This window comes from Kribbella sp. NPDC002412 (assembly GCF_053592935.1).
This window is the reverse complement of sequence record NZ_JBSFBL010000033.1, coordinates 47,346-68,910: the sequence shown is the minus strand read 5'-3', so window position 1 is coordinate 68,910 and position 21,565 is coordinate 47,346. Positions and strand designations below refer to the sequence as shown.

Below are 21,565 nucleotides of genomic sequence, written 5' to 3'. Positions count from 1 at the left end.
GATGTCCACTGGTGACGAACTGTCCGGCGCTGTCGAGCTGCCCGGCGTCCCGCTCGCCGTGCCGATCGCGTTCGAGTCCGAGCAACCGGACCCCGACGCACCGCCGATTCCGGGGCCGGATCCAGGTCCGTTCCCGCCGTCCGGTCCGCCGGAGCTGCCACCGATCGCCGTCAAGCCGTGCAACCTCGGGTTCAAGGACGGCTGCTACGCGGTGACGTTCAAGCCCAAGGGCCCGGCCCGGCCGCTGGTGGGCACGCTCCGGGTGGACCGCGGCGCGCCTGATGCCGGGCCGGACGGCGTCATCGTGAGCGGCGACCTCTACACCGGCGCACCGCCGTGGGTCGTCCAGCCCGTCGCGAACCCCGCGCCCGGGCAGGGCGGATCCGTCGCGGCATCGCTGAGTCGCGGCGGCCTGCCGTTCGAACTGCTGCCGGTCCGCAGGATTCCCATCCATCCCAGGCATCGCTATCACTCCTACCTGAGCGGCACCCGGCTCTCGGCGCCCGCGTTCACGCTCGGGAATCGTCCCTGCCGGCTCACCATCGACGTCGACCAGTTCGACTACACCCACCCGGCCGCCGGATCACACGAGGGTTCCTTCCCCGCGTCCGCGAGCCGCAGCCTGCGCTTCGTCCTGCATCGAAGCAGCCCGAGCTTCCCCCACCCGGTCTTCGGCGGCCCCAGCTACCAGGGCCGCGTGTTCCAGGGGACCGTTGACCGCGGATCGATCACGCTGACGTGGGTCTCGTCGTACCTGCGCCGGGCCGTCCTGGAGATCGACGTACTGACCGGAGCGGTCGCGCCGGCCCCGGTCCCGCACCCGTCGGGGACCGGCAGCGAGTACTTCGACAGCGTCTTCGCCGGCGCCCGCTGGGAGCTCACCGTCGAGGAGGACCAGATCGACGTGGGGGTGCCCGGCGGCGTCGACCCGAACGCCTGCTGGTCGAGTGCCGACCTGCACAACCTGATGACGACGGTTCGCAAGGCTTCCACGAATCTGGACGCCGAGTGGCGGACCCATCTGATCGTGGTGCCGGCCGCGATGGGGTGTTCCCGGGGCGTGATGTACGACCAGATCGACGTACCCCGGGAAGGGTCGGCGAGCTTCTCCGACGACGGCTATCCGGCTTCGCACTCCAGCAACTTCGGGGATGCCGAGGACGAGATGCAGCGGGACGTTCCGCGCGCGTACCTCCGGTCGGCCAGCCACGAGGTCACCCACGCGTTCAACCAGATCCACCAGGAGAGCGAGACGTCGGCGGACAACTCGATCATGACCACCACCCCGAGCGTCGCCGACGTTCTCGGCGGACCCACCACCGGCGCGCCCGGGGTGTTCCCGGACCAGATCAACCTCGGCTTCAACCCGACCGTCCGCAACCACCTCGCCCACATGCCGGACCCGGTGATCAGGCCAGGCGGCTGGCCGTTCGCCAGCTGGTTCCCGTCCGGCGCGCCGCAAGCCGGTGACCGGGAACTGTTCGACGCGTCCGAGCTGTCGCTCGAGGTCACCGTCGACACCGAACGAGCCGCCTTCGGTGCACCGGTCACGGTGACCTGGACGCTGACCAACACTTCGGACGCGGAGCTCATCGTGCCCAACGACGTCCGGCTGGAAGGGCTGTTCGCCACCCTGACCGTCACCGGCGACCGCGGCGGCGAGCGCCCCGTCCGGCCGTTCGTGATCGAGTGCGAGACCGTTCGGCTCGCACCACTCGCCCCTGGCGGACGGCTGACGGCGAGCTACCGGCTGTTCTGGAGCACCGCCGGGTTCGCCCTCGACCGGCCCGGCCGGCACCTCGTCACCGTGGCGGTGACCTGGTCGACCGCGGGCGTCCCGGTCGGCGTCGCCGGACAGGTCGAGCTGTGGGTGGACCATCCCACCAACGACGCCGAGAACCGGGACGCCGCGCTGGCGATGAACCCGGAGGTCGGCAAGTGGGTCGCCCTCGGCGGCAACGCCTACCACCTCACCGAAGCGGTCGAGCGGCTGACCGCCCTGGCCGGTGGCGGAGCCGGGCCGGAAGCCCGGGCCGCCGATGCCGGCCCGTCCTCACGAGTCGCCGAAGCCTTCGCCGGCCTGCTGCCCGACCGCGGCACCGACATCGCCGGCTCGACCGCCAAGCGGACCCGCCGCGCCCCGGCCAAGAAGGCGCCCGCCCGCAAGACGGCCAAGAAGACCGGTCGCTAGCGCGCACCACGGGTGCGTAGTTGCCAGCAGCAACTACGCACCCGGCGCCGGGGCGAGGGCCGGGTAGGGGTGTTCGGGGAGGCCGAGGTTGCGGTAGACGAAGCGCGGGATGCGGGTGAGGAAGCCGTTCAGGAAGGCCGAGCAGTGCGCGATCACCAGGTGGCTGTGCTGACCGGGTGAGAACCAGACCCAGCCGTCGGCCATCCGGAACGGGGTGGGCGGGTTCGCCATCAGGTACTCCATCTGGCGTGGGTGGATCACGTCGTACGCGAACTTCAGGTCCTGGGCGGTGACCGCGAACTTCTCGTTGAACGCCTCGGACTCGAAGCTGATCCCGCGCCCCCAGCCCCGGCGGTTGACCTCCAGCCAGGGCATCACCAGCGGCAGCTGGAACCCGAGGATCGGTTCGCTGTGGTTCTCGGTGACGGTCCGGGTCTGGGTCCGGCCCTCGCTGTCGGTGTAGGTCTCGGTGCGCGTGGTCTTCCAGTGGTGCGTGAACGCGACGAACGGCGGCCCGTTCCCGTCGCGGCCCCGGATCACCTCACTCGTGCTGTGGCCGTGACCGGACTGGGTGACCGGCGGGAGGTTCAGCAGGCTGTCGTCCTCGCCGACCCAGTACCAGTCCGGGTGGTGGTAAAAGGTCAGCCGCTGCGGCGGCTCGGGGATGATCCAGCGGTCCAGCAGCGCTGCGTCGATCGCGTCGGCGACAGTGGCGAGCTGGTCAAGCCAGGGCGCGAGCAGCTCGGGGTCCTTGCGCGGCGGGTCCAGGACGACCAACTGGTCGGCGTCGATGCTGAGGTTCACGCCGGGCCGGCCGGCGGCCAACGCGGCCAGCCGCTCGCACACCTGCGGAGTCAACGCCTCCGAGGCAAACGCCGGATCGAGTACGCCGACCTGCCACCCCGGACCCAGTTGCGGCGGGGCCGGGACCGCGGTCGCCTCGACACCGAACCGCGGTTGCGTCGTGCCTCCGGTGATCCACAGCTCCGGCAGCCGCCTGGAGAGCGTGACCATGCCGACCCAGCCCGACCAGTGGTCGGACTTGTACTCGATCACCTGGAACAGCCGGCCCGAGCCGGTGCGGCCGAGGATCTGGTCGTCCGGCCGCCGGTTGAAGCCGATCCCGAACGGCGGGTTGCCGAGCCGGGCGATGGAGTCGAACGCCGGGCTGTTCACGAACGTCCAGCCTCGCGCCCGCAGCGACTTGATGTACTGCTGCCGGCGCACGAGCGCGACAATGCCCACGACGATTCCTGCCGCGACCAGCAGCAGCAGGAACAGGACGACGATCGACCCTGCGCTCACGTCCACCTCCTTGGTGACCCCGGTTCGGAGGATAGCCGCGCGGAGGTCCTCAGGACTGCGCCAAGGCCGTCGGCAGCGGCGCCGCGTGCACGATCTGGAGGCGGCTGACGGCGCGTGTCAGTACGACGTACAGCCGGTGCAGCCCGCGTGGTTCGGCGGCGACGATCCGGGCCGGCTCGGCCACGACGACCGCGTCGAACTCCAGGCCCTTCGCGAGCGTGGCCGGGACGCAGACCAGCCGCGCGGTGTCCATCGTGTCCTCGGCCTCGCCGAGCAGCCCCGGCTCGAGTCCGGCCGCGGCCAGTGCGTCGCGCAGGGCTTCGACCTGATCGTCGGCGGCGATCACGGCGACCGAGCCCTCGCCGGCCAGCGCGCTCCGGCACGAGGCGATGAGTGCCTCCGGCAACGAGTCTTCGTCGGTCGCGACGATGCTCAGCGCATTGGTGACCGCCCGGACGCCGCTCGGGATGCCGAGCGTCGGCGCGATCTGCGGCAACAGCTTCGCGGCGAAGTCGATGATCTGATCCGGCACCCGGAAACCGCGGTCGAGCTCGGCCACGACGCCGTCCGGCTTCTCGAGGTGACCGAGCACCCGGTCCCAGGAGCCCGCGGCCCACGGGGTGGTCGCCTGGGCGAGATCGCCGAGCACGGTCGCCGAGCCGGTGCGGCAACGGCGGCCCAGCGCCCGCAGCTGCATCGCCGAGAGGTCCTGCGCCTCGTCCAGGACGAGGTGGCCGAGTGATCCGGTCCGGCGTTCGATCAGGTCGTCGAGCTCGTCGAGCAGGATCGTGTCGGCGGCCGACCACTTCGCCGACTTCCAGGACCGCGGAGCCTTGCTCCACAAGAGGGCCTGGTGTTCGTCGTCCGTCAAGTCGGCACCGGCCGCTTGGGCCAGGAAGTCGGCGTCGGAGAACAGCCGGTGCAGCACCTGCTCGGGCGCGACGCGCGGCCAGACCGCGTCGACCAGCTCTTTCACCGGCTTCGAGCGGGCCACGGCGTTCTGCACCCGGTCGTCCGGCGACTCCCCACGGCGTTCCATCAACACCAGAACAGCGTGGGCGATTCGCTGCGCGAGGGCAGCTCGGCCGGGTGCGTAGCGGGTCGACTCGCGGAGCGCGGCGACGATCTCCTCAGCCTCGTAGTCGTGCACGCGGTAGCGCTGGGATCCCTTGCTGTACAGGATCCCGGCTGCCGGCTTACCGACGTACGACCACAAGGCGCGGTGCAGCACGCGCGCCATTCGGACGTCGCCCTTGACCCGCGCGGCCTCCGGCTCGTCGGATGCGGCGGCCGGCACGTTGATCAGCTCGTCGATGGTGATCTGGCGTACGTCGACCTCGCCGAGCGCGGGCAGGACCTTGCGGATGTAGGACAGGAACGAGCGGTTCGGTCCGACGATCACGACGCCACCGCGGCTCAGGCGCTCCCGCTCGGTGTAGAGCAGGTACGCGACGCGGTGCAGGCCGACCGCGGTCTTGCCGGTGCCGGGCGCGCCCTGGACGCAGACGCTCGGGTGCAGCGGCGCGCGGACGAGGTCGTCCTGCTCGGGCTGGATCGTGGCCACGATGTCGCGCATCGGGCCGGTGCGCGGGCGCTCGATCTCGGCCCGCAGGAAGGCGTCGGCCTGGCCGGACTCGGCGGCGCCGATCAGCGGCTCGTCCTCAAACCCGGTCAGCTCCGCGGTGTCGGAGAAGCCGTAGCGGCGGCGCATCAGGACGCGCTGGCGGTCGCTGCGCGTGGCCCGGTAGAACGGCACCGAGACCCGCGCCCGCCAGTCGATCACCAGCGGGGCGCCGGTGCCGTCGTGCACATGCCGGCGGCCGATGTAGAACCGGTCCAGCTCCTCGATCGCGCCGTGCTCGTAGTCGAGCCGGCCGAAGAACAGCGGCACATCCGGCATGTCGACCAAGGCGAGGGTGCGCCGCTCGTGCGCGCGGGTGTTGGCCTCGTTGGTGAAGCGCTCGTCGTTGTCCTCACCCCCGATCATCGGGACGTCGCGGGTGGCCACGTCCCGGTGCATGCGGGCCAGCGCGGCGCGGGCCTCGGCCAGGAAGGCACGCTCGGCCTCGAGCTCAGCGGGCGGGATCAGTGCGGGTTCGACCATCGGGAAGCCTCGTCTCGTGGGTGCAGGTCGACGAACGACGGACTGGCGGCGATCAACAGGGTCCCGCCCCGGATCCATCCGGTTCGTTGCGATCCTTCACAACACAAGCCACCGAGAAGCCCAGCAAGTTACCACCACCCCAACCACCCCGCCACCGAATATCCGCCCAGGCGCTGCGCGCAGAGACGTGGGTCAGCGGTAGCGGCGGGCGACGTTGGTTGCCTTGGACTCCCCAGCCTCCCACTGGGCGATCCAGGGGCCGGTGCCTTCGGACTGGTCGAGGATGCCGTCCTCGAGCCAGGTGTGGGCGCCGTCGAGGACGCGCTGGGCCAGCCGGCGGTCGGCGCTGTCGGTGTTGTTCCACAGTTGGTCGAAGAGGTGCTCGACGCGGAGGCGGGCCTGCTCGCAGAACGCCTCGGCCAGCTCGTACGCCGGCTCGCCGCGTGACGGGTCGTCCGCGCGGAGCATCGCGGCCCGCGAGCAGGACGCGGCCATCGCGAACAGCTCGGCGCCGATGTCCACGATCCTGGCCAGGAACCCCTGGTGGTACTCGAGCTTCGCCTGCCACCGGCCCATCCCGTAGAACGTCTGCCGCGCGAGCTTCCGCGACGACCGTTCGACGTACCGCAGATGCTTGGCGAGCGGACCGAACTCGGCATACGACGTGGGTACTGCGCCCTTGCCGACTGCCAACTGTGGCAGCCACTTCGCGTAGAACCCGCTTGCGCTCACCGCGGCCCGGGCCTTGGCCTGCAGGTTGGCGTCCGCCGACGCGAGGTCACCGGCCGCGGCCAGGTGCGCGTCGACCGCCTCCCGGGCGATCAGCAGGTGCATGATCTCGGTCGAGCCCTCGAAGATCCGGTTGATCCGCAGGTCCCGCAGGATCTGCTCCGCCGGTACGGCGCGCTCGCCCCGCGCGGCCAGCGAGTCAGCACTCTCGTACCCCCGCCCGCCACGGATCTGCACCAGTTCGTCGGCGATCTTCCACGCCATCTCACTGGACCACAGCTTCGCCAGCGCGGCCTCGATCCGGATGTCCTTGCTGCCCGCGTCGGCCAGTTGCGCCGACAGGTCGAGCACGGATTCCAGGGCGAACGTGGTCGCCGCGATGAACGAGATCTTCTCCGCCACCGCCGCGTGCTTGCCGATCGGCCGTCCCCATTGCACCCGCTCCGCCGACCACTCGCGCGCGATCTTCAGGCACCACTTGGCGGCCGCCGTACAGGTCGCCGGGATGGACAACCGGCCGGTGTTCAGCGTGGTGAGGGCGATCTTCAGGCCCGCGCCCTCGCGCCCCAGCCGATTCTCGACCGGCACCCGGACCTGGTGGAAGCGGGTGACGCCGTTCTCGATCCCGCGCAGCCCCATGAACGCGTTGCGGTTCTCGACCGCGATCCCCGGTGAGTCCGTCTCGACCACGAAGGCGCTGATACCGCCCTTGCCGCCGTCGTGCGCCGGCACTCGGGCCATCACCACGACGAGCTCGGCGATCACGCCGTTCGTGGTCCACAGCTTCACGCCGTCCAGCAGATAGGCCTCGCCGTCCTCGGTCGGCGTCGCGGTCGACCCCAGTCGCGCCGGGTCCGAGCCGACGTCGGGCTCGGTGAGCAGGAAGGCCGTCACCGCGCCGGCCGCGCACCGCGGCAGGAACCGCTGCTTCTGCTCGTCGGTGCCGAACATCTTCACCGGCTCGGGGACGCCGATGGACTGGTGCGCGGAAACCAGCGCGCCGAGGCTGGGGTGCACGGACGAGACCAGCATCAGCGCTCCGCCGTAGTACGACGCCGACAGCCCGAGGCCGCCGTACTCCCTCGGGATCTTGATGCCGAACACACCCAGCTCGGCGAACCCCTGCAGGTACTCGTCCGGGACCTTGGACTCGCGTTCGATCAGCAGTCCGTCGAGGGTCTCGCAGTACGCGCGGAGCCGGCCGAGGAACTCCTCGCCGCGGGTGACGTCGTCCGCGGCGGGCCGTGGATGCGGGTGGACGAGCGACAGGTCGAAATCGCCGAGGTACAGCTTCTTCGCGAAACTCGGCCTGGTCCACTCGGTCTCGCGGGCAGCTTCCGCGACCTTCCGGGCCTCGCGCTCACTGACGTGGGTGGTCATGCCACATCCCTCCTGGCTGGGGCGCGCACACTACCCACCAGTCTTACCCGGAAGTAGCTCCAGGGGAACCGCTCGATGTGGCCAGGTCCCGACGACCGGCCTCCGGCTCGGCGTCACGCTCCTTCGCGCGATCGGAGGGCGCCGGGCAGGCGGGTTGCCTGTGCACGCGACCGCCGCCAAGCCGCCGATATTTCCAGCACTGTTCGTTGTAGTCGTAGTAGGTGTCGACGCCGCCGACCGAGATCATGGTCGCCTCCGGGAGAGCCTCCTGTTCATCCGCCCACTGCTGGACGATGGTCCTCAAGTACCCGCGGCCATTCCTTGACAGCTTCCGGTAAGCGTTTGCCATGATCAGCTGGTGATCTATGAGCTGAACCATGTCGGTGGGCGGATCCGGGACCTGGACGCGAGTCTGGCGTTCTACGGCGAGACAGTCGGAGCTGAGGTGGTGGACCGGCTGTTCATGGCGAGTGCGAACGTCGACCGGGTGCACATCCAGATCGCGACCGGCCTGGTGGAGCTCCTGCACAACCGGGATCCTGACCCGGATGCGACGTACGGGCTGAACCACGTCGGCTTCATGACCGACGACCTGGACGGCGACTACGCGCGGCTGATCGACGCCGGGTACGGCGAGCTGTCCGCGCCGAGAGTCGCGGGCAGCGGGCAGGGACGGCTCGCGTTCCTCTCCGACCCGAACGGCGTCCGCATCGAGCTTCTCCAGCGTGCGGAGGAGTTCCGGGTGCCGCCGATCACCTCAGGTCCGGTACGGCGGCTGTCGTACGTCGCCTTGTCCGCACCCGATCTCGACGCGGCGATCGAGTTCTACGGCGACCACCTCGGCATGGAACGCTGGACGCCCGATCAGCCCGACGACGCGGTCTACTTCCGGTTCGGCGGCGACGCCGTGAAGCTGCTGCCGACCGCCGGCACACCGGTCAGCCACCTCGGCCTCGAAGTGACCGACCCGGGCAGCGACGTACGCGACCCGGACGGCAACCAGCTGAGGTTCATCCGTGGATTGCACGGGTGAACCCGTGCCTGCACCTACGCGGCGTCGGTGCGGGCCTCGGTGACCAGCCGGCCGCGATCTGTGCCGGGGAAACGATCCAGCATGGCCTGGACCTCGGCCGCGTCGACGTTCGCGCCGAACAGCTCGGTGCCGGGTTCGAGACGCATGCCCTCGGCCAGCGGACCGGCGACGACCGGGTCGAAGCCGAGCGCGTCGACGATCGCTGCCACCGCGGCGGCGTCGGCGGGTGCACCGGCGATCGCGATCGCCTTGCGGTCCGGGGATCCGGCGGGCCGGGCGCCGTCCTCGAGGTCGTGGTAACCCATGTGGTTGAACGCCTTGACCACGCGCGACTCGGGCAGGAACGCCTGCACGGTCTCGCTGGACGACGTGCGCGGGTCGGTCAGGTCGTCGCGGACGCCGTCGATCTCCCACCAGTAGTTCATCGCGTCGATCACCAGCTTGCCACGCAGCGCCTCGGCCGGGATCGTGCGGTACTTGCCCAGGGGCAGTGCCAGGACGACGACGTCGGCCTGCGCGACCGCCTCGGCCGAGGTGGTGGCGACCGCGCCCGGCGTGACGATCTCGACGATCAGCGCGATCTTCGACACCTCACCCGAGCCGGCGATCAGCACCCGGTACCCGGCCGCGACCGCGAGCCGGGCGAGCACGGTGCCGAGCTTCCCGGCGCCGAGGATGGCGATGGTCGGCATTCGGGTCACCCGGCCAGGATGTCGCGGACCAGTGGGACGACCTTCTCGCCGTACAGCTCGACCGCCTTCAGCCGCGCGCTGACCGGCAGCTGGCCGGCGGTGTAGATCAGGTCGAACCGTCCGACGCCGAGCCGCTGGATGGCGCCGGCGATCCGGCGGGCCACGGTCTCCGGCGAGCCGACGTACATGGACCCGTGCGCGACCTCGGAGTCGAACTCCTGCCGCTTGACCGGCGGCCAGCCGCGGAGCGCGCCGATCCGGTCCCGCATCACCTTGTACCGGGGCCAGAACAGCTCCTTCGCGTCCTCGTCGGTGTCGGCGATGAAGCCCGGCGAGTGCATCCCGACCGGGTGCGCGACCGTGCCGTACTGCTCGGCCGCCCGCCGGTACAGATCCAGGTACGGCGCGAACCGGTCCGGCGCTCCCCCGATGATCGCCAGCATCAGCGGCAGGCCGTAGTACGCCGTACGCACGACGGACTGCGGTGACCCGCCGACGCCGACCCACGTGGTCAGGCGACCGGACTCGGTCTTCGGGTAGACGTCGGCGTTTTCCAGCGCGGCCCGCGTGGTCCCGCTCCAGGTCACCGGCTTCTCGTCGAGCAGCTCGACGAACAGCTGCAGCTTCTCCTCGAACAGGACGTCGTAGTCCTTGAGGTCGTAGCCGAACAGCGGGAAGGACTCGGTGAACGAACCGCGGCCCAGGATGACCTCGGCCCGGCCGTTGGACAGCGCGTCCACGGTCGCGAACCGCTGGTACACCCGCACCGGGTCGTCCGAGCTGAGCACGGTCACGCCGGACCCGAGCTTGATCCGCGAGGTCCGGGACGCGATCCCGGCCAGCACCGTCTCCGGCGTCGAGATCGAGTACTCCGGGCGGTGGTGCTCGCCGAGCGCGATCGCGTCCACGCCGAGCTCATCGGCCAGCACCGCCTCCTCGACCACCTGCCGGATCGCGGCCGCGTCCGTCACCGGAACGCCGGCGTCGTCCTCCGGGATGTCGCCGAAGGTGTCGAGGCCGAACACGACGTCCGTCATGAACCCATCTCCTGTCCTGTCACCCGAATAGTCTAGGTTGACATGTCAACACGGAAGTCGGCGGGTCCATTCCTGGGATCGGCCGGCGCGTTCGGAGTGGGTCGCTCATCCGGCCCGGACGATGCGGCCGGGCGGCCCGGACCCTGATGGTGGGGGCGTTACGAGAGGAGACCGTCGTGCCGACCAGTGCCCGCGTCCGATGACCGACTCGCAACGCACCGCAGCGCCCGAGCTGAAGGACCCGGCCGCGGTCATCCGTTCGAAGGCGTACCTGGCGGCGCTCGTGCTGGCCGCGATCCTCGGGATTCCGATCTCGGCCGTCGCGTACGGCTTCCTGGCCCTGGTCAGCGCGATCCAGGAGGCCTTGTTCGTCGATCTTCCGCAGTCGATCTTCACCGGGGGTGTCCCGGCGTGGTGGCCGGTGCCCTGGCTGGTGCTCTGTGGAGTGCTGACCGGGGCGACCATCCGGTACCTGCCCGGCAACGGCGGTCACTCGCCCGCCTTCGGCTTCCATGCCGGTGGGGGTCCGACGCCTGACCGCGAGCTCCCCGGCATCGTCCTGGCCGCCTTCACCACGCTCAGTCTCGGCGCGGTCCTCGGCCCCGAAGCTCCACTGATCGCGATCGGCGGTGGCCTTGCGGCGCTGACCGTGCACCTGCTCCGGAAGGACGCGCCACCGATGGCGCTGACGATCATGGCGTCGGCCGGCAGCTTCGCGGCGATCAGCACGCTGCTCGGCTCCCCTGTCCTCGGCGCGTTCCTGATCATGGAGGCCGCCGGCATCGGAGGTGCGACGCTGAGCCTGGTGGCGCTGCCCGGACTGCTGGCCTCCGGCGTCGGCGCGCTGGTCTTCGTCGGTCTGGACAACTGGACGGGACTCGGCACCTTCTCGCTGTCCCTCACCTCGGTGCCGCCGGCGGTGGAGCCGACGGTGGCGACGATGGCCTGGGCGCTGGTCATGGGTGCTGCCGGGGCACTGCTGGGCTGGCTGATCCGCTGGATCGGGCTGACGTTGCGCCCAGTCGTGCACGTGTCCAGGGTGCTGGTCACGGGGTGTCTCGGCCTCGTCATCGGCCTGACCGCGATGGCCTACCAGCTGATCTCCGGCAACAGCTTCACCCAGGTCCTGTTCTCCGGCCAGGACGCCCTGCCCGAACTGGTCGAGAACGCCACGGACTACTCGCTCGGCGTCCTGATCCTGCTCACCGTCTGCAAGACGGTCGCGTACGGGCTCTCGCTGAGCGCGTTCCGGGGCGGACCGGTCTTTCCCGCGATGTTCATCGGCGCAGTGCTGGGCATCGCCGCGAACGCGTTGCCCGGCATGAGCCTCGCGCCGGCGATCGGAATGGGCATCGGGGCCATGTCCGCCGCGATGCTACGGCTGCCCCTGACCTCGACGCTGCTGGCCACCCTGTTGCTCGGTGCGGACGGCCTGGTGGTGACGCCGCAGGTCGTGGTCGCGGTAGCGGTCGCTTTCGTCGTCACCAACATGCTGCCGGCGCCGGCGCAACGGCCGGCCCAGAAGCCCGCACCGGCGAGCGCACCCGGACGATGACATGAGTCTGATCCCCGAGCCGCTGCGTGGCTACCAACGAGCCTGGCTGGCCCGCGACATCGTCGCCGGTCTGACCCTGTCGGCGGTGGCGATTCCGGAGGTGATGGGCTACACGTCCATCGCCGGCACGCCGATCGTGACCGGCCTGTACACCGTCATCTTCCCTGTCGTGCTGTTCGCCCTGCTGGGCTCCTCACGGCTGCTCGTCGTGGGCGCGGACTCCGCCACGGCCGCGGTCCTCGCTGCCGGCCTGACCGGTCTGGGCATCGCCGGAGTCACGCCCGGATCGCCCGACTGGCTCGGCCTGGCCGGCCTGACGGCGCTGGTCTGCGGTGCGCTGCTGATCGTGGCGCGCCTGCTGCGGCTGGGCTTCATCGGGGACTTCCTGAGCGCGTCAGTGCTGATCGGATTCCTCACCGGCGTCGGCATCCAGGTGTTCTCCGGGCAGATCCCGGACCTGCTCGGCATCCCGAAGGGCAAGGGCAACTGGTTCGAACAGCAGTGGCACTGGATCTCCTCGCTGTCCTCGATCGAGCTCGGCACGTTCGCCTTCGGGCTGGCCACGATCGTGATCATCCAGATCTTCAAGCGTTTCATCCCGGTGGTGCCGGGTGCCATCGTCGCCGTGGTCCTGCTGACCGCCATCTCCGCTCTGACCGCCGCGGACACGCACGGCGTGGCCGTGGTGGGCGCCGTCCAGGGCGGCTTCCCGCCGATCGGGCTGCCGTCGGGCATCTCCTGGTCGGACATCGGCAAGGTGCTGCCGACCGCAGTGTCCTGCTTCGTGCTCATCATCGCCCAGAGCGCCGCCACCTCCCGCAGCTTCGCGTTCAAGCACGGAGACTCCGTCGACATCAACCGGGACATCGTGGGGCTCAGCGGCGCCAGCATCGCCGCCGGCCTCAGCGGCACCTTCGTGGTCAACGGCAGCCCGACCAAGACGCAGATCCTCGACGAGCAGAAGGGCCGCACCCAGCTCGCCAACCTGACGATGGCGGCCGCCGTCCTGCTCTTCACGGTGTTCTTCACCGGGTTGCTGGCCGACATGCCCACCGCGGTGCTCGCCGGGATCGTCTTCCTGATCGGCCTCAGCCTGATCGACGTACCCGGCCTGAAGCAGCTGTGGCGGCGACGCCGCGACGAGTTCGTGGTCGCTGTGATCACCGCGGTCACCGTCTTCGCGGTCGGCGTCGAGCAGGGCATCATCCTCGCCGTCGTACTGTCCCTGCTCGACCTCGTCCGGCGGCAGTACACACCGGGTGACTACGTGATCGGTCAGGACCAGGGCGGCGAGCCGACCTACCTGCCGGCCAAGCCGGGCGCGCAAAGCCTTCCCGGGCTGGTGATCTTCCGCTACGACGCGGAGCTGTTCTACGCCAACGCCAACCGCTTCGCCGACCACCTCGAGTCGGTGATCTCCGCGGCTCCCGACCCCGTCCGCTGGGTGGCGCTGGACTGCGGCGCAATCGACGACATCGACTACTCGGCCGGCGTGACCCTCGCCAACCTCGTCAACTACGCCCGGGCGCGCAACGCCCGCTTCGTCCTCGTCCGGCCGGACACCCAACTGCTGTCGACCCTGCGCGCGTACGGCACTCTCGACGCGATCGGCGAAGACAGCATCTTCCCAACCCTCGAGGCAGTCTTCAGCGCCTACCGCGCCGACCCGGGCCCGGTGCCCGCGGCGCGCAGCCAGCGGTGAGGTCGTCGCTACTCGCGTGACATCATCGCCACGGCCTCGCGCTCCAGGTCGACGTAGGGCTCGCCGCTGACGTCGATGGCCACGCGCTTGATCGTGCCACCGGTGAACGACCACGGCGCACCGCCGGGGTAGTCCTGGGTCACCGGGTCGCTGCCGTCGCGTCCGACGCACAAGCCGTCGCCGGCGATCGAGAACTTGCCCGGCTGGGTCTTGATGCGGCCCTCGCCGACCTTGACGTCGCCGTGGTACAGCGACAGCGTGCCGACCGCGACGCCGGGCGGGTCCTCGGCGTCTTTCTCGAAGGCGGCGGACAGAATCACGTCCTCCCCGGTCGGCACGTCCTCTGATGCGACGATCTTCTGCTCGAGACTCCCGACGAAGCTGTAGACGTAGTGCAGCCGGTTGTCCTTGACGTAGAGGGCGTGGCCGCCGAAGCGCGAGCCGTGCGCGAACAGCACGCCCTGCGCCCCGGGCGCGGAGATGTCTACGCGCGCGGCGATCGCGTACGAGCGGTTGCGGATGCTGACCGCCTGGGACTCCGGCACCTCGGCGACGCCCGGGTAGTAGATGTAGCGGTTCCGAGGCGGCGCGAGCAGCGGTCGCGGCGTCGTGAGGAGCTCCAGCGCGGAACGGTCGTCCAGCGGGAAGCCGCCGTTGCTGCCGGCCTCCGCATGCCAGAGGTTGATCAGCTCGCCCAGGCGCTCGGGTTCCTCGGCGGCAAGGTCGTGGACCTCGGAGCGATCGACGTCGGTGTGGTAGAGCTCCCACGTGTCCCTGGCGTAGTCGCCCCAGCCGGCAATGGTCGGGTGGGTTGTGACCGCCTTCCAGCCCTGGTGCCAGATGCCGCGTGAGCCGAGCATCGAGTAGAACTGCGTCTGGCGTGCGCTGGGCAGCGACGCGCTGTCGAAGCTGTAGCGCATGCTGATGCCGTCGAAGTGGCTCTGCTGGTGGCCGGCGATGGTCGCGGGCGCTTCGACACCGAGCACGTCGAGGATCGTCGGGACCAGGTCGATCGCGTGGTGGTACTGCTCGCGGATCTCGCCCCTGGCCTCGATGCCCTGCGGCCAGGAGATGATGCACGGGTCTGAGGAGCCGCCCTCGAACTCGTAGCGCTTCCACATCTTGAACGGCGTGTTGAACGCCATCGCCCAGCCGTTGGGGTAATGGTTGTACGTCGACGGGCTGCCGAGCTGGTCGACCTTGGCGAGGTTCTCCTGCAGGTCGTCCGGGATCCCGTTGGCGATCTTGTTCTCGTTGACCGACCCGTTGGGCCCGCCCTCGCCACTGGCACCGTTGTCGGAGACCACGATGATCATCGTGTTCTCGCTCTGTTCGGTCTCCTCGAGGTAGTCCAGCAACCGGCCGATCTGCGCGTCGGTGTGGGCCAGGAAGCCGGCGTACACCTCTGCCATCCGGCTGAACAGGCGCTGCTCCTCGGCCGACAGCGAGTCCCACGACCGGGTGTAGTCGAGGGCCGGGTAGGGCTGACCGGTGGGGCCGGTGCGGGTCTCGGGCGTCCCGATCGGGTTCAGCGGCGGCAGCGTGGTGTCCGGCGGGACGACGCCCATCTCCTTCTGACGAGCGAGGGTCTGCTCCCGCAGGACCTCGTAGCCCATGTCGAACTGTCCCCTGAAGCGATCGATCCACTCCTTCGGCGCGTGGTGGGGAGCGTGGCAGGCGCCCGGCGCGTAGTACAGGAAGAACGGCTTGTCCGGGGCCATCACCTTGGCGTCCTTGATGAACTCCAGCGCCTTGTCGGTGATGTCCTCGGTCAGGTGATAGCCCTGCTCGGGCGAGCGCGGCGGGTCGACGGGGTGGTTGTCGTAGATCAGGTCCGGGTACCACTGGTTCGTCTCGGCCCCCAGGAACCCGTACCACCGCTCGAACCCACGGCCGCTCGGCCAGTTGCGTCGCGAGGAGGCGAGGTTCATCTCGGCCTCCGGGCACAGGTGCCACTTGCCGACCATGTAGGTGTTCCAGCCCCGGGCGCCGAGGATCTCCTGGATCTGGCCGTTCTCGGGCGGGATCACCCCGTTGGCGTTGGGGAACCCACTGGCGCACTCGGTGATGCACGCCATGCCGTTACGGGTGTGGTTACGGCCGGTCAGCAGGCACGAGCGCGTCGGTGAACACAGCGCGGTGGTGTGCCACTGCGTGTACCGCACCCCGGCGCCGGCGATCCGTTCGATGTTCGGCGTCGGGATCGGACCGCCGTAGCAACCCATGGCCGAGAAGCCCACGTCGTCGAGCACGATGTACAGCACGCTCGGCGCCCCCTGGGGTGCCTTCGGCGGCTCGAACGGCGACCAGTCCGGCACCGAGTCTCGGATGTCGGTGTTGATCACGCCCCTGAACGGCTCGCCCATGATCGGCTCCTTCGGGATCGACGGCCTCCCGGGGGCACTCGCTCCACCGGGCTCGTTTCGCCAAAGCTGGTCGATTCGGCGCCTGCCACGCCTCCCCCGCAGCGGATGATCGAGGGTCCGGAAGCCTTCGGTCCACCCGAGGATCATGCCCGACGGATGAGGCGCGCCCGACCGCGGTGACGCGATCCTTGCCACGTCGCGCGATCGGAGGTCCGCAGATGCCTGATCCATTGCCCAGCTGGAACGACGGCCAGAGCAAGCACGACATCGTCGACTTCGTCCGGCGAGCCGGCGGCGAAGGCTCCGGACCGGCGGTGCCGATGGCGGAGCGGGTGGCCGTCTTCGACAACGACGGCACACTCTGGTGCGAGAAGCCGATGCCGATCCAGCTCGACTTCATCCTGCGTCGCCTCGGCGAGATGGCGGCCGGCGACCCCGACCTGCGGGAACGCCAGCCCTGGAAAGCCGCCTACGAGCAGGACTACGGCTGGTTCGGCACGGTGATGGCCGAGCACTACGCCGGCGACGACACGAACGTCGGGACGCTGGCTGCAGGCGTCCTGGCAGCGTTCGGCGGAATCAGTGTCGAGAATTTCGCGGCACGGGCCGAGCAGTTTCTCCGTACCGCCCGCCATCCCACCCTCGGTCGCGGCTACCTCGGCTGCGCCTACGCGCCGATGGTCGAGCTCCTTGCCTACCTGGCGGACAACGGCTTCGCGAACTACATCGCCTCCGGCGGCGGGCGGGACTTCATGCGGCCGATCAGTCAGGAACTGTACGCAGTACCGAGCGAGCGAGTGATCGGCAGCAGTACGGCGCTCGTCTACACGCCGGACGAGCGCGGGGGCACGATCATGCGGGCGGCCGCGGCCGACTACCTCGACGACGGTCCGGAGAAGCCCGTGCGGATCTGGTCGCGGACCGGACGACGCCCGGTGCTCGCGGCCGGCAACTCCAACGGAGACGTCCCGATGCTCGACTACACCCAGCATGAGGACAGGCCTTACCTACGGCTGCTGGTGCTGCACGACGACCCCGAGCGGGAGTTCGAGTACACGTCGGGCGCGGAGCAAGCGCTCGAACGAGCCTCGGCGCGGGGCTGGACCGTCGTCAGCATCAAGAACGACTGGGCGACCGTGTTCGCCGACGAGACCTGAGACCTCCGGCTAGAAGCTGCTGACGCGGGGACCTCTACCAGAACCACCTCGGCCCGGTCGCACTCGCGGCCGACGTACGGTCCCCCAGCCGGCTGACCGCCGTTCGGCAAGGTGACGAGCGCGACCACAGCGGCGGTTTCCAGACCCGTACGGCGACCATCCCCGACCTCGACGTGACCGCGACCGCGACCGCGGGACGGTCAACGTGCCGGTCGACGGCTACGACTTGCCGCCGCACAGCATCACGCTGCTCTCGTACGTGCTCTAGATTTCGGCCGGCCCGCTAACCTTTGCTGCGCCGCGGCGCAGCAGTGCTGCTCCGGATCACGAGCGACGTCTCGACGACGGTTTCCCGCGGACGGACGTCGGCCTGCTCAACCCGCCGTACGGCGGCCTCGACCGCGGACACGCCCATCAGTCCGGGGTCCTGGCGCACGCTGGTCAGATCCACCGAGGTCAACCGCGCGATCGGGGCGTCGTCGAAGCCGGCCACGGACACGTCGTCCGGGACGCGGACCCCGTTGCGGACGAGCGTGTGGAGCAGACCGACGGCGGTGTCGTCGTTCGGAGCGACCACGGCCGTCGGAAGCTTGCGTCGCCGGAGGAGCTGGTGCGCGGCGGACGATCCGGCCTCCTCGAAGTAGTTGCCCGCCGTGTAGTCGCCGGGCATCGAGAGGATGTCGGTGGGCAGGCCGAGGCGCTTCATCGCGCGCTGGTACCCACGGCGACGCAGCGCGCCCGGCGGCATCGCGGACGGATCCACGTAGGTGATCCCGCGATGGCCCAGCTCCGCCAGGTGGTCGACCAGCTCCTCGATTCCCTTGTCTCCTGAGGATCGGACGATGTCGTAGTACTGGTTGCGCTTGCCCTGGCCGAGGTCGACCACGGGCACGAGGCTGCGTTCGGCGAGCGATCGGAGGCCGGCGTGGTCCAGGTTCGAGCCGATGACGATCAGGGCTGCGCAGCGGTGGCCGAGCAGCTCGTCGACGGCCTGGTCCGTGCTGTGCGTCGAGGTCTGCGCGCTGAGGATGACGTCGTACCCGCGTGCGGCGGCCGCCGGGTAGATCGCTTCGACGATCTCCGGCTCGGTCGAGTGCGCGGGCGCGAAGATGACGCCGAGGTCCTTGCTGCGGGCGCGCCGCAGCGACCGCGCGCCCACGTGCGGGCTGAACCCGAGCTCCTTCGCGGCATCGCGGACCCGCCGCCGCGTCTCCGCACTCGCACCTGGGGCGTCACGCAGCACCAGCGAGACGAGCTGCCGGGAGACGCCGACGTGGGCCGCGATGTCGGCCATGGTAGGCGGGCGGCGCGCCTCCATCGGATCTCCTTCGCTCATCGGTGAAGGCTAACCTGCGATCACCAGGCGCCGACGTATTTCGCGATCGTCTCGCGCATGTACGTCGCCGAGTCGCGGGCCCGGTCCTCCCAGGCGAACACGCACGACGTCATGATCGTGTCCTCGCGCTCGCCGAAGCCGAGCTCGCCGAGCGTGCTGAAGAAGGTGTCCCAGTCGACCTCGCCCTGCCCGATGTCGAGGTGCTGGTGGACCCGGGCGGTCGAGCCCGGCGGGTTGACGATGTAGCGCAGCCCGGACGACGCCGTGTGGTCGAAGGAGTCCGCGAGATGCAGGTGTGTCAGCAGCGGGCCGGCGTAGCGCATGATCTCGACCATGTTGCCGCCCATGTGGAAGGTGTGCGGGGCGCAGTACAAGAAGCTGACCAGCGGTGAGTTGATCCCGCGGATCATGTCCACCGCCACCAGCCCGTCCTCGACGAAGTCGTCCGGGTGCGGCTCCAACCGCAGCTCCACCCCTTCGCGCTCGAAGACGGGCAGCAGCTCCTCCAGCGACTTCCAGAACATGCCCTCGCTGCGCGACGCCTGTTCGGGGCGGCCGTTGAACTCCGAGTTCATCACCCGGCAGTCCAAGTCGACGGTCAGTTGGATTGCGCGCTTCCAGTACCGGACCGCGGCCTGGCGTTCCTCTTCGTCGGGGCCGGACCACCGATACAGCGGCAGATGGCAGGCGACCTGCACCCCGGCCGCGTCGAGTGCCTTCTTGAACGCGCTCACGGTCGAGTCGTTGGCCCGTGGGTGCAGGAAGAACGGGGTGAAGTCGTCCCTCGGGGACAGCTCGATGTACTCGTAGCCCAGGTCCGCGACGAGACCGGGCAGCTCGAGCAGCGGCGTCGTACGGAACATGTACGGGTCGAGGGCAATCTTCATCGCGCGGACCTTTCGTAGAGCGCCGGCTTGGCGCCGAGGACGACGGGCACCCGGTCGAGGGTGTCCAGGGACTGCACGCCTGCGTCGCAGACCACCGTGGCCGCGTAGCCGTCCCAGGACGACGGCCCAGTGGGCTCTGTGCCGGATGCGATGGTGTCGATCCACTCCTGCAGTTCGGTGTCGAAGGCAGCAGTGAACCGCTCCCGCCAGTCGGCCGGCACCCGCTCCGGACGCTCGAGCGTCGCCGTTCCCTTCTCCCCCACGGCCTCGCCGCGGATGTCGTACCCGTAGCGGATGTTGACGCTGGTCTCGACGTTCACCAGCACGCCGGTCTGGGTCTCCACGATCATCAGCAGCGGATCCTGGAGACCGTCGCCGAGGCTGTTCGGCTTCGCCGGTACGACGCGGATCGCGACCAACTCCTCGCCGAGCAACCAGCGGGCGACATCGAAGTCGTGGACGGCGGTGTCGACGATCGCCATCTCGCGGGTGTAGCTGCTCGGCACCACCGGGTTGCGGTGCGCCGAGTAGTAGATGAGTGGAGCACCGAGTTCCCCCGACTCGATCTCCGCCTTGAGCTGCCGGTACGCCGCATCGTACCGGCGCATGAACCCGACCTGGACGAGCCGACGACCCGCCGCGACCTCGGCGGCGATGATGCGCCGGCACGCCTCGGCGGTGGTTGCGAGCGGCTTCTCGCAGAACACCGGCTTGCCGGCCGCGATCGCGTCGAGCACGAACTCCTCGTGCGTCGGCCCCCACGAGGTGACGAGTACGGCGTCGACGCGGTCGGACCCGATCAGCGCCTGACCGGTGTCGAACACCTCGGCGTCCGGCAGGTGATCGGCGACCTGCTTAGCCAAGGCGAGATCCGCGTCGGTCACAGCCGTGATCCGGGCGCCCGAGAGCGAGTCGGTGATCCGGCGGATGTGCGACGTACCGATCATGCCGGTGCCGACGACTCCGAGGTCGATGGTCATGACTGCTCCTGGTCGTAGGGCCAGCGGCGGACCGGGCCGAGACCGCAGCCGACGTAGTAGCCGGCCGTGCGGGCCCCGATCGGAAGCGGGATGTGCGGCTCGACCGGGTAGAGGTCCTGCTCGATGACGCAGAAGACATCGCGGTCCAGGCGGCCGAGCGCCTCGAGCAGCGGCGGCATGTCGGGTTCGCCGTACGGCGGCTCGCACATCACGCCGAGCTTGACGGCCTCCGCGAGCGGCAGGTTCTCGGCCAGGGCACGAGCCCGGACCGTCGGGTCGACCGACTTGAGGTGGACGTAGGTGATGCGCTCGGGGAAGCGCTCGATGATCTCGAGATTGTCGCCTTCGCAGTAGGCGACGTGACCGGTGTCCAGACAGAGGTTCACCAGCTCCGGGTCGGTGTCGGCCAGGAACCGCTCGATCCGCTGCTGGGTGTCGACGTGGGTGTCGACGTGCGGGTGGAAGACGAGCCTCACGCCGTACGACTCGAAGAGGTACCTGGCCAACTCGTCGGTGCCGGTGACCAGGTTCTTCCACTGGTCCGGGTCGATCGCGGCATCCTGGGTCGCCGCGCCGGTGCGCATGTCGGTGTACTGCTCCGGGAGATGCACCAGGTACCCGGCGCCGAGGGCCGCGAGCAGCCTGGCTTCGCGGCCGAAGTCGGCCTTCGCCTTCCGCAACGCGTCGGCGCCCTGGTGCAGGGCCGCGAAGACGGTGCCGCCGCAGACGGACAGGCTGCGCTCGGCCAGCTCGTCCTTCAGCTGTTCGGGGTCCTGCGGCAGGAAGCCCTGCGGACCGAGCTCGGTGTGGACGTAGCCGACGGCGGCGATCTCGTCGAGGTAGACGTCCCAGGTCACCTGGTGCGGGTCGGCGGCGAACCACACGCCCCAGGAGTCGGGCGCCGTCCCGAGGCGGAGCTTGGAAAGGTTGGTCACACCTCATGAGAACTAGCACGTGCTAGTCCTGTCAAGAGGTCATTGCCTAGCACGTGCTAATCCTTTGCGGCGCGAGCTCTTGACGCACCCCTGGGCCCGACCTAGTGTCTCGGACCACACCACGCCTAGCACGTGCTAGTAGCGGAACGGAAGGTACGCCATGACACAGTCCACCA

General features: G+C 69.7%; 15 protein-coding genes. 5 read left to right on the top strand and 10 right to left on the bottom strand.

Translation table 11 applies throughout. The annotated features are described in order from the left end of the window. Nucleotide 1: 1 nt before the first annotated feature. Nucleotides 2-2,191, top strand: coding sequence for a hypothetical protein (locus tag ACWCOV_RS25180; protein ID WP_449831753.1), 2,190 nt, complete (start codon nucleotides 2-4; stop codon nucleotides 2,189-2,191). Between the two features lie 33 nt (nucleotides 2,192-2,224). Here the strand turns inward: ACWCOV_RS25180 and ACWCOV_RS25175 are convergent, their stop codons facing one another. The 3 genes from ACWCOV_RS25175 to ACWCOV_RS25165 all read right to left on the bottom strand — a co-directional run bounded on the left by ACWCOV_RS25175 (nucleotide 2,225) and on the right by ACWCOV_RS25165 (nucleotide 7,709). Further along, a complete protein-coding gene (locus tag ACWCOV_RS25175) occupies nucleotides 2,225-3,496 on the bottom strand; it encodes a hypothetical protein (protein ID WP_449831752.1) in 1,272 nt (423 codons plus the stop codon). Nucleotides 3,497-3,545: 49 nt separating this feature from the next. Further along, entirely contained in the window at nucleotides 3,546-5,600 is a 2,055-nt protein-coding gene (locus ACWCOV_RS25170) for a HelD family protein (RefSeq protein ID WP_449831751.1), read from the bottom strand. Between the two features lie 192 nt (nucleotides 5,601-5,792). Then, complete coding sequence (locus ACWCOV_RS25165; protein ID WP_449831750.1) at nucleotides 5,793-7,709, bottom strand: acyl-CoA dehydrogenase family protein; 1,917 nt, start codon at nucleotides 7,707-7,709, stop codon at nucleotides 5,793-5,795. 358 nt (nucleotides 7,710-8,067) lie between these two features. Here ACWCOV_RS25165 and ACWCOV_RS25160 point away from each other — a divergent pair, with 358 nt between their 5' ends. Beyond that, on the top strand, nucleotides 8,068-8,742 hold the full coding sequence (locus tag ACWCOV_RS25160) for a VOC family protein (protein ID WP_449831749.1): 675 nt from the start codon (nucleotides 8,068-8,070) through the stop codon (nucleotides 8,740-8,742). Between the two features lie 14 nt (nucleotides 8,743-8,756). Here ACWCOV_RS25160 and ACWCOV_RS25155 read toward each other — a convergent pair whose 3' ends face one another. Together ACWCOV_RS25155 and ACWCOV_RS25150 are read right to left on the bottom strand one after the other, a co-directional pair. Beyond that, nucleotides 8,757-9,434: an NADPH-dependent F420 reductase gene (locus ACWCOV_RS25155; protein WP_449831787.1), complete on the bottom strand. Its 678-nt coding sequence runs from the start codon at nucleotides 9,432-9,434 to the stop codon at nucleotides 8,757-8,759. 5 nt (nucleotides 9,435-9,439) lie between these two features. Further along, entirely contained in the window at nucleotides 9,440-10,471 is a 1,032-nt protein-coding gene (locus ACWCOV_RS25150; protein WP_449831748.1) for an LLM class flavin-dependent oxidoreductase, read from the bottom strand. A 199-nt stretch (nucleotides 10,472-10,670) separates the two neighbouring features. Between ACWCOV_RS25150 and ACWCOV_RS25145 the strand changes: the two genes are divergently transcribed. Together ACWCOV_RS25145 and ACWCOV_RS25140 are read left to right on the top strand one after the other, a co-directional pair. Continuing rightward, nucleotides 10,671-12,026: a chloride channel protein gene (locus tag ACWCOV_RS25145; RefSeq protein ID WP_449831747.1), complete on the top strand. Its 1,356-nt coding sequence runs from the start codon at nucleotides 10,671-10,673 to the stop codon at nucleotides 12,024-12,026. Nucleotide 12,027: 1 nt separating this feature from the next. Then, nucleotides 12,028-13,728 (top strand): SulP family inorganic anion transporter, encoded by a 1,701-nt coding sequence (locus tag ACWCOV_RS25140; RefSeq protein WP_449831746.1) that lies wholly within the window; start codon nucleotides 12,028-12,030, stop codon nucleotides 13,726-13,728. Between the two features lie 8 nt (nucleotides 13,729-13,736). Here the strand turns inward: ACWCOV_RS25140 and ACWCOV_RS25135 are convergent, their stop codons facing one another. Next, nucleotides 13,737-16,094 (bottom strand): arylsulfatase, encoded by a 2,358-nt coding sequence (locus tag ACWCOV_RS25135; RefSeq protein ID WP_449831745.1) that lies wholly within the window; start codon nucleotides 16,092-16,094, stop codon nucleotides 13,737-13,739. A 218-nt stretch (nucleotides 16,095-16,312) separates the two neighbouring features. On the opposite strand from ACWCOV_RS25135, the gene ACWCOV_RS25130 reads away from it, so the two are divergent. Further along, entirely contained in the window at nucleotides 16,313-17,251 is a 939-nt protein-coding gene (locus ACWCOV_RS25130) for an HAD family hydrolase (RefSeq protein WP_449831744.1), read from the top strand. Between the two features lie 283 nt (nucleotides 17,252-17,534). On the opposite strand, the gene ACWCOV_RS25125 is transcribed toward ACWCOV_RS25130, so the two are convergent. The 4 genes from ACWCOV_RS25125 to ACWCOV_RS25110 are packed head-to-tail and all read right to left on the bottom strand — an operon-like array spanning nucleotide 17,535 to nucleotide 21,389. Continuing rightward, nucleotides 17,535-18,587 (bottom strand): LacI family DNA-binding transcriptional regulator, encoded by a 1,053-nt coding sequence (locus tag ACWCOV_RS25125; RefSeq protein WP_449831743.1) that lies wholly within the window; start codon nucleotides 18,585-18,587, stop codon nucleotides 17,535-17,537. Nucleotides 18,588-18,607: 20 nt separating this feature from the next. Next, complete coding sequence (locus ACWCOV_RS25120) at nucleotides 18,608-19,474, bottom strand: sugar phosphate isomerase/epimerase family protein (RefSeq protein WP_449831742.1); 867 nt, start codon at nucleotides 19,472-19,474, stop codon at nucleotides 18,608-18,610. After that, complete coding sequence (locus tag ACWCOV_RS25115) at nucleotides 19,471-20,454, bottom strand: Gfo/Idh/MocA family protein (protein ID WP_449831741.1); 984 nt, start codon at nucleotides 20,452-20,454, stop codon at nucleotides 19,471-19,473. The genes ACWCOV_RS25120 and ACWCOV_RS25115 overlap by 4 nt, the downstream gene beginning before the upstream one ends. Then, a complete protein-coding gene (locus ACWCOV_RS25110) occupies nucleotides 20,451-21,389 on the bottom strand; it encodes a TIM barrel protein (RefSeq protein WP_449831740.1) in 939 nt (312 codons plus the stop codon). The genes ACWCOV_RS25115 and ACWCOV_RS25110 overlap by 4 nt, the downstream gene beginning before the upstream one ends. Nucleotides 21,390-21,565: the final 176 nt, after the last annotated feature.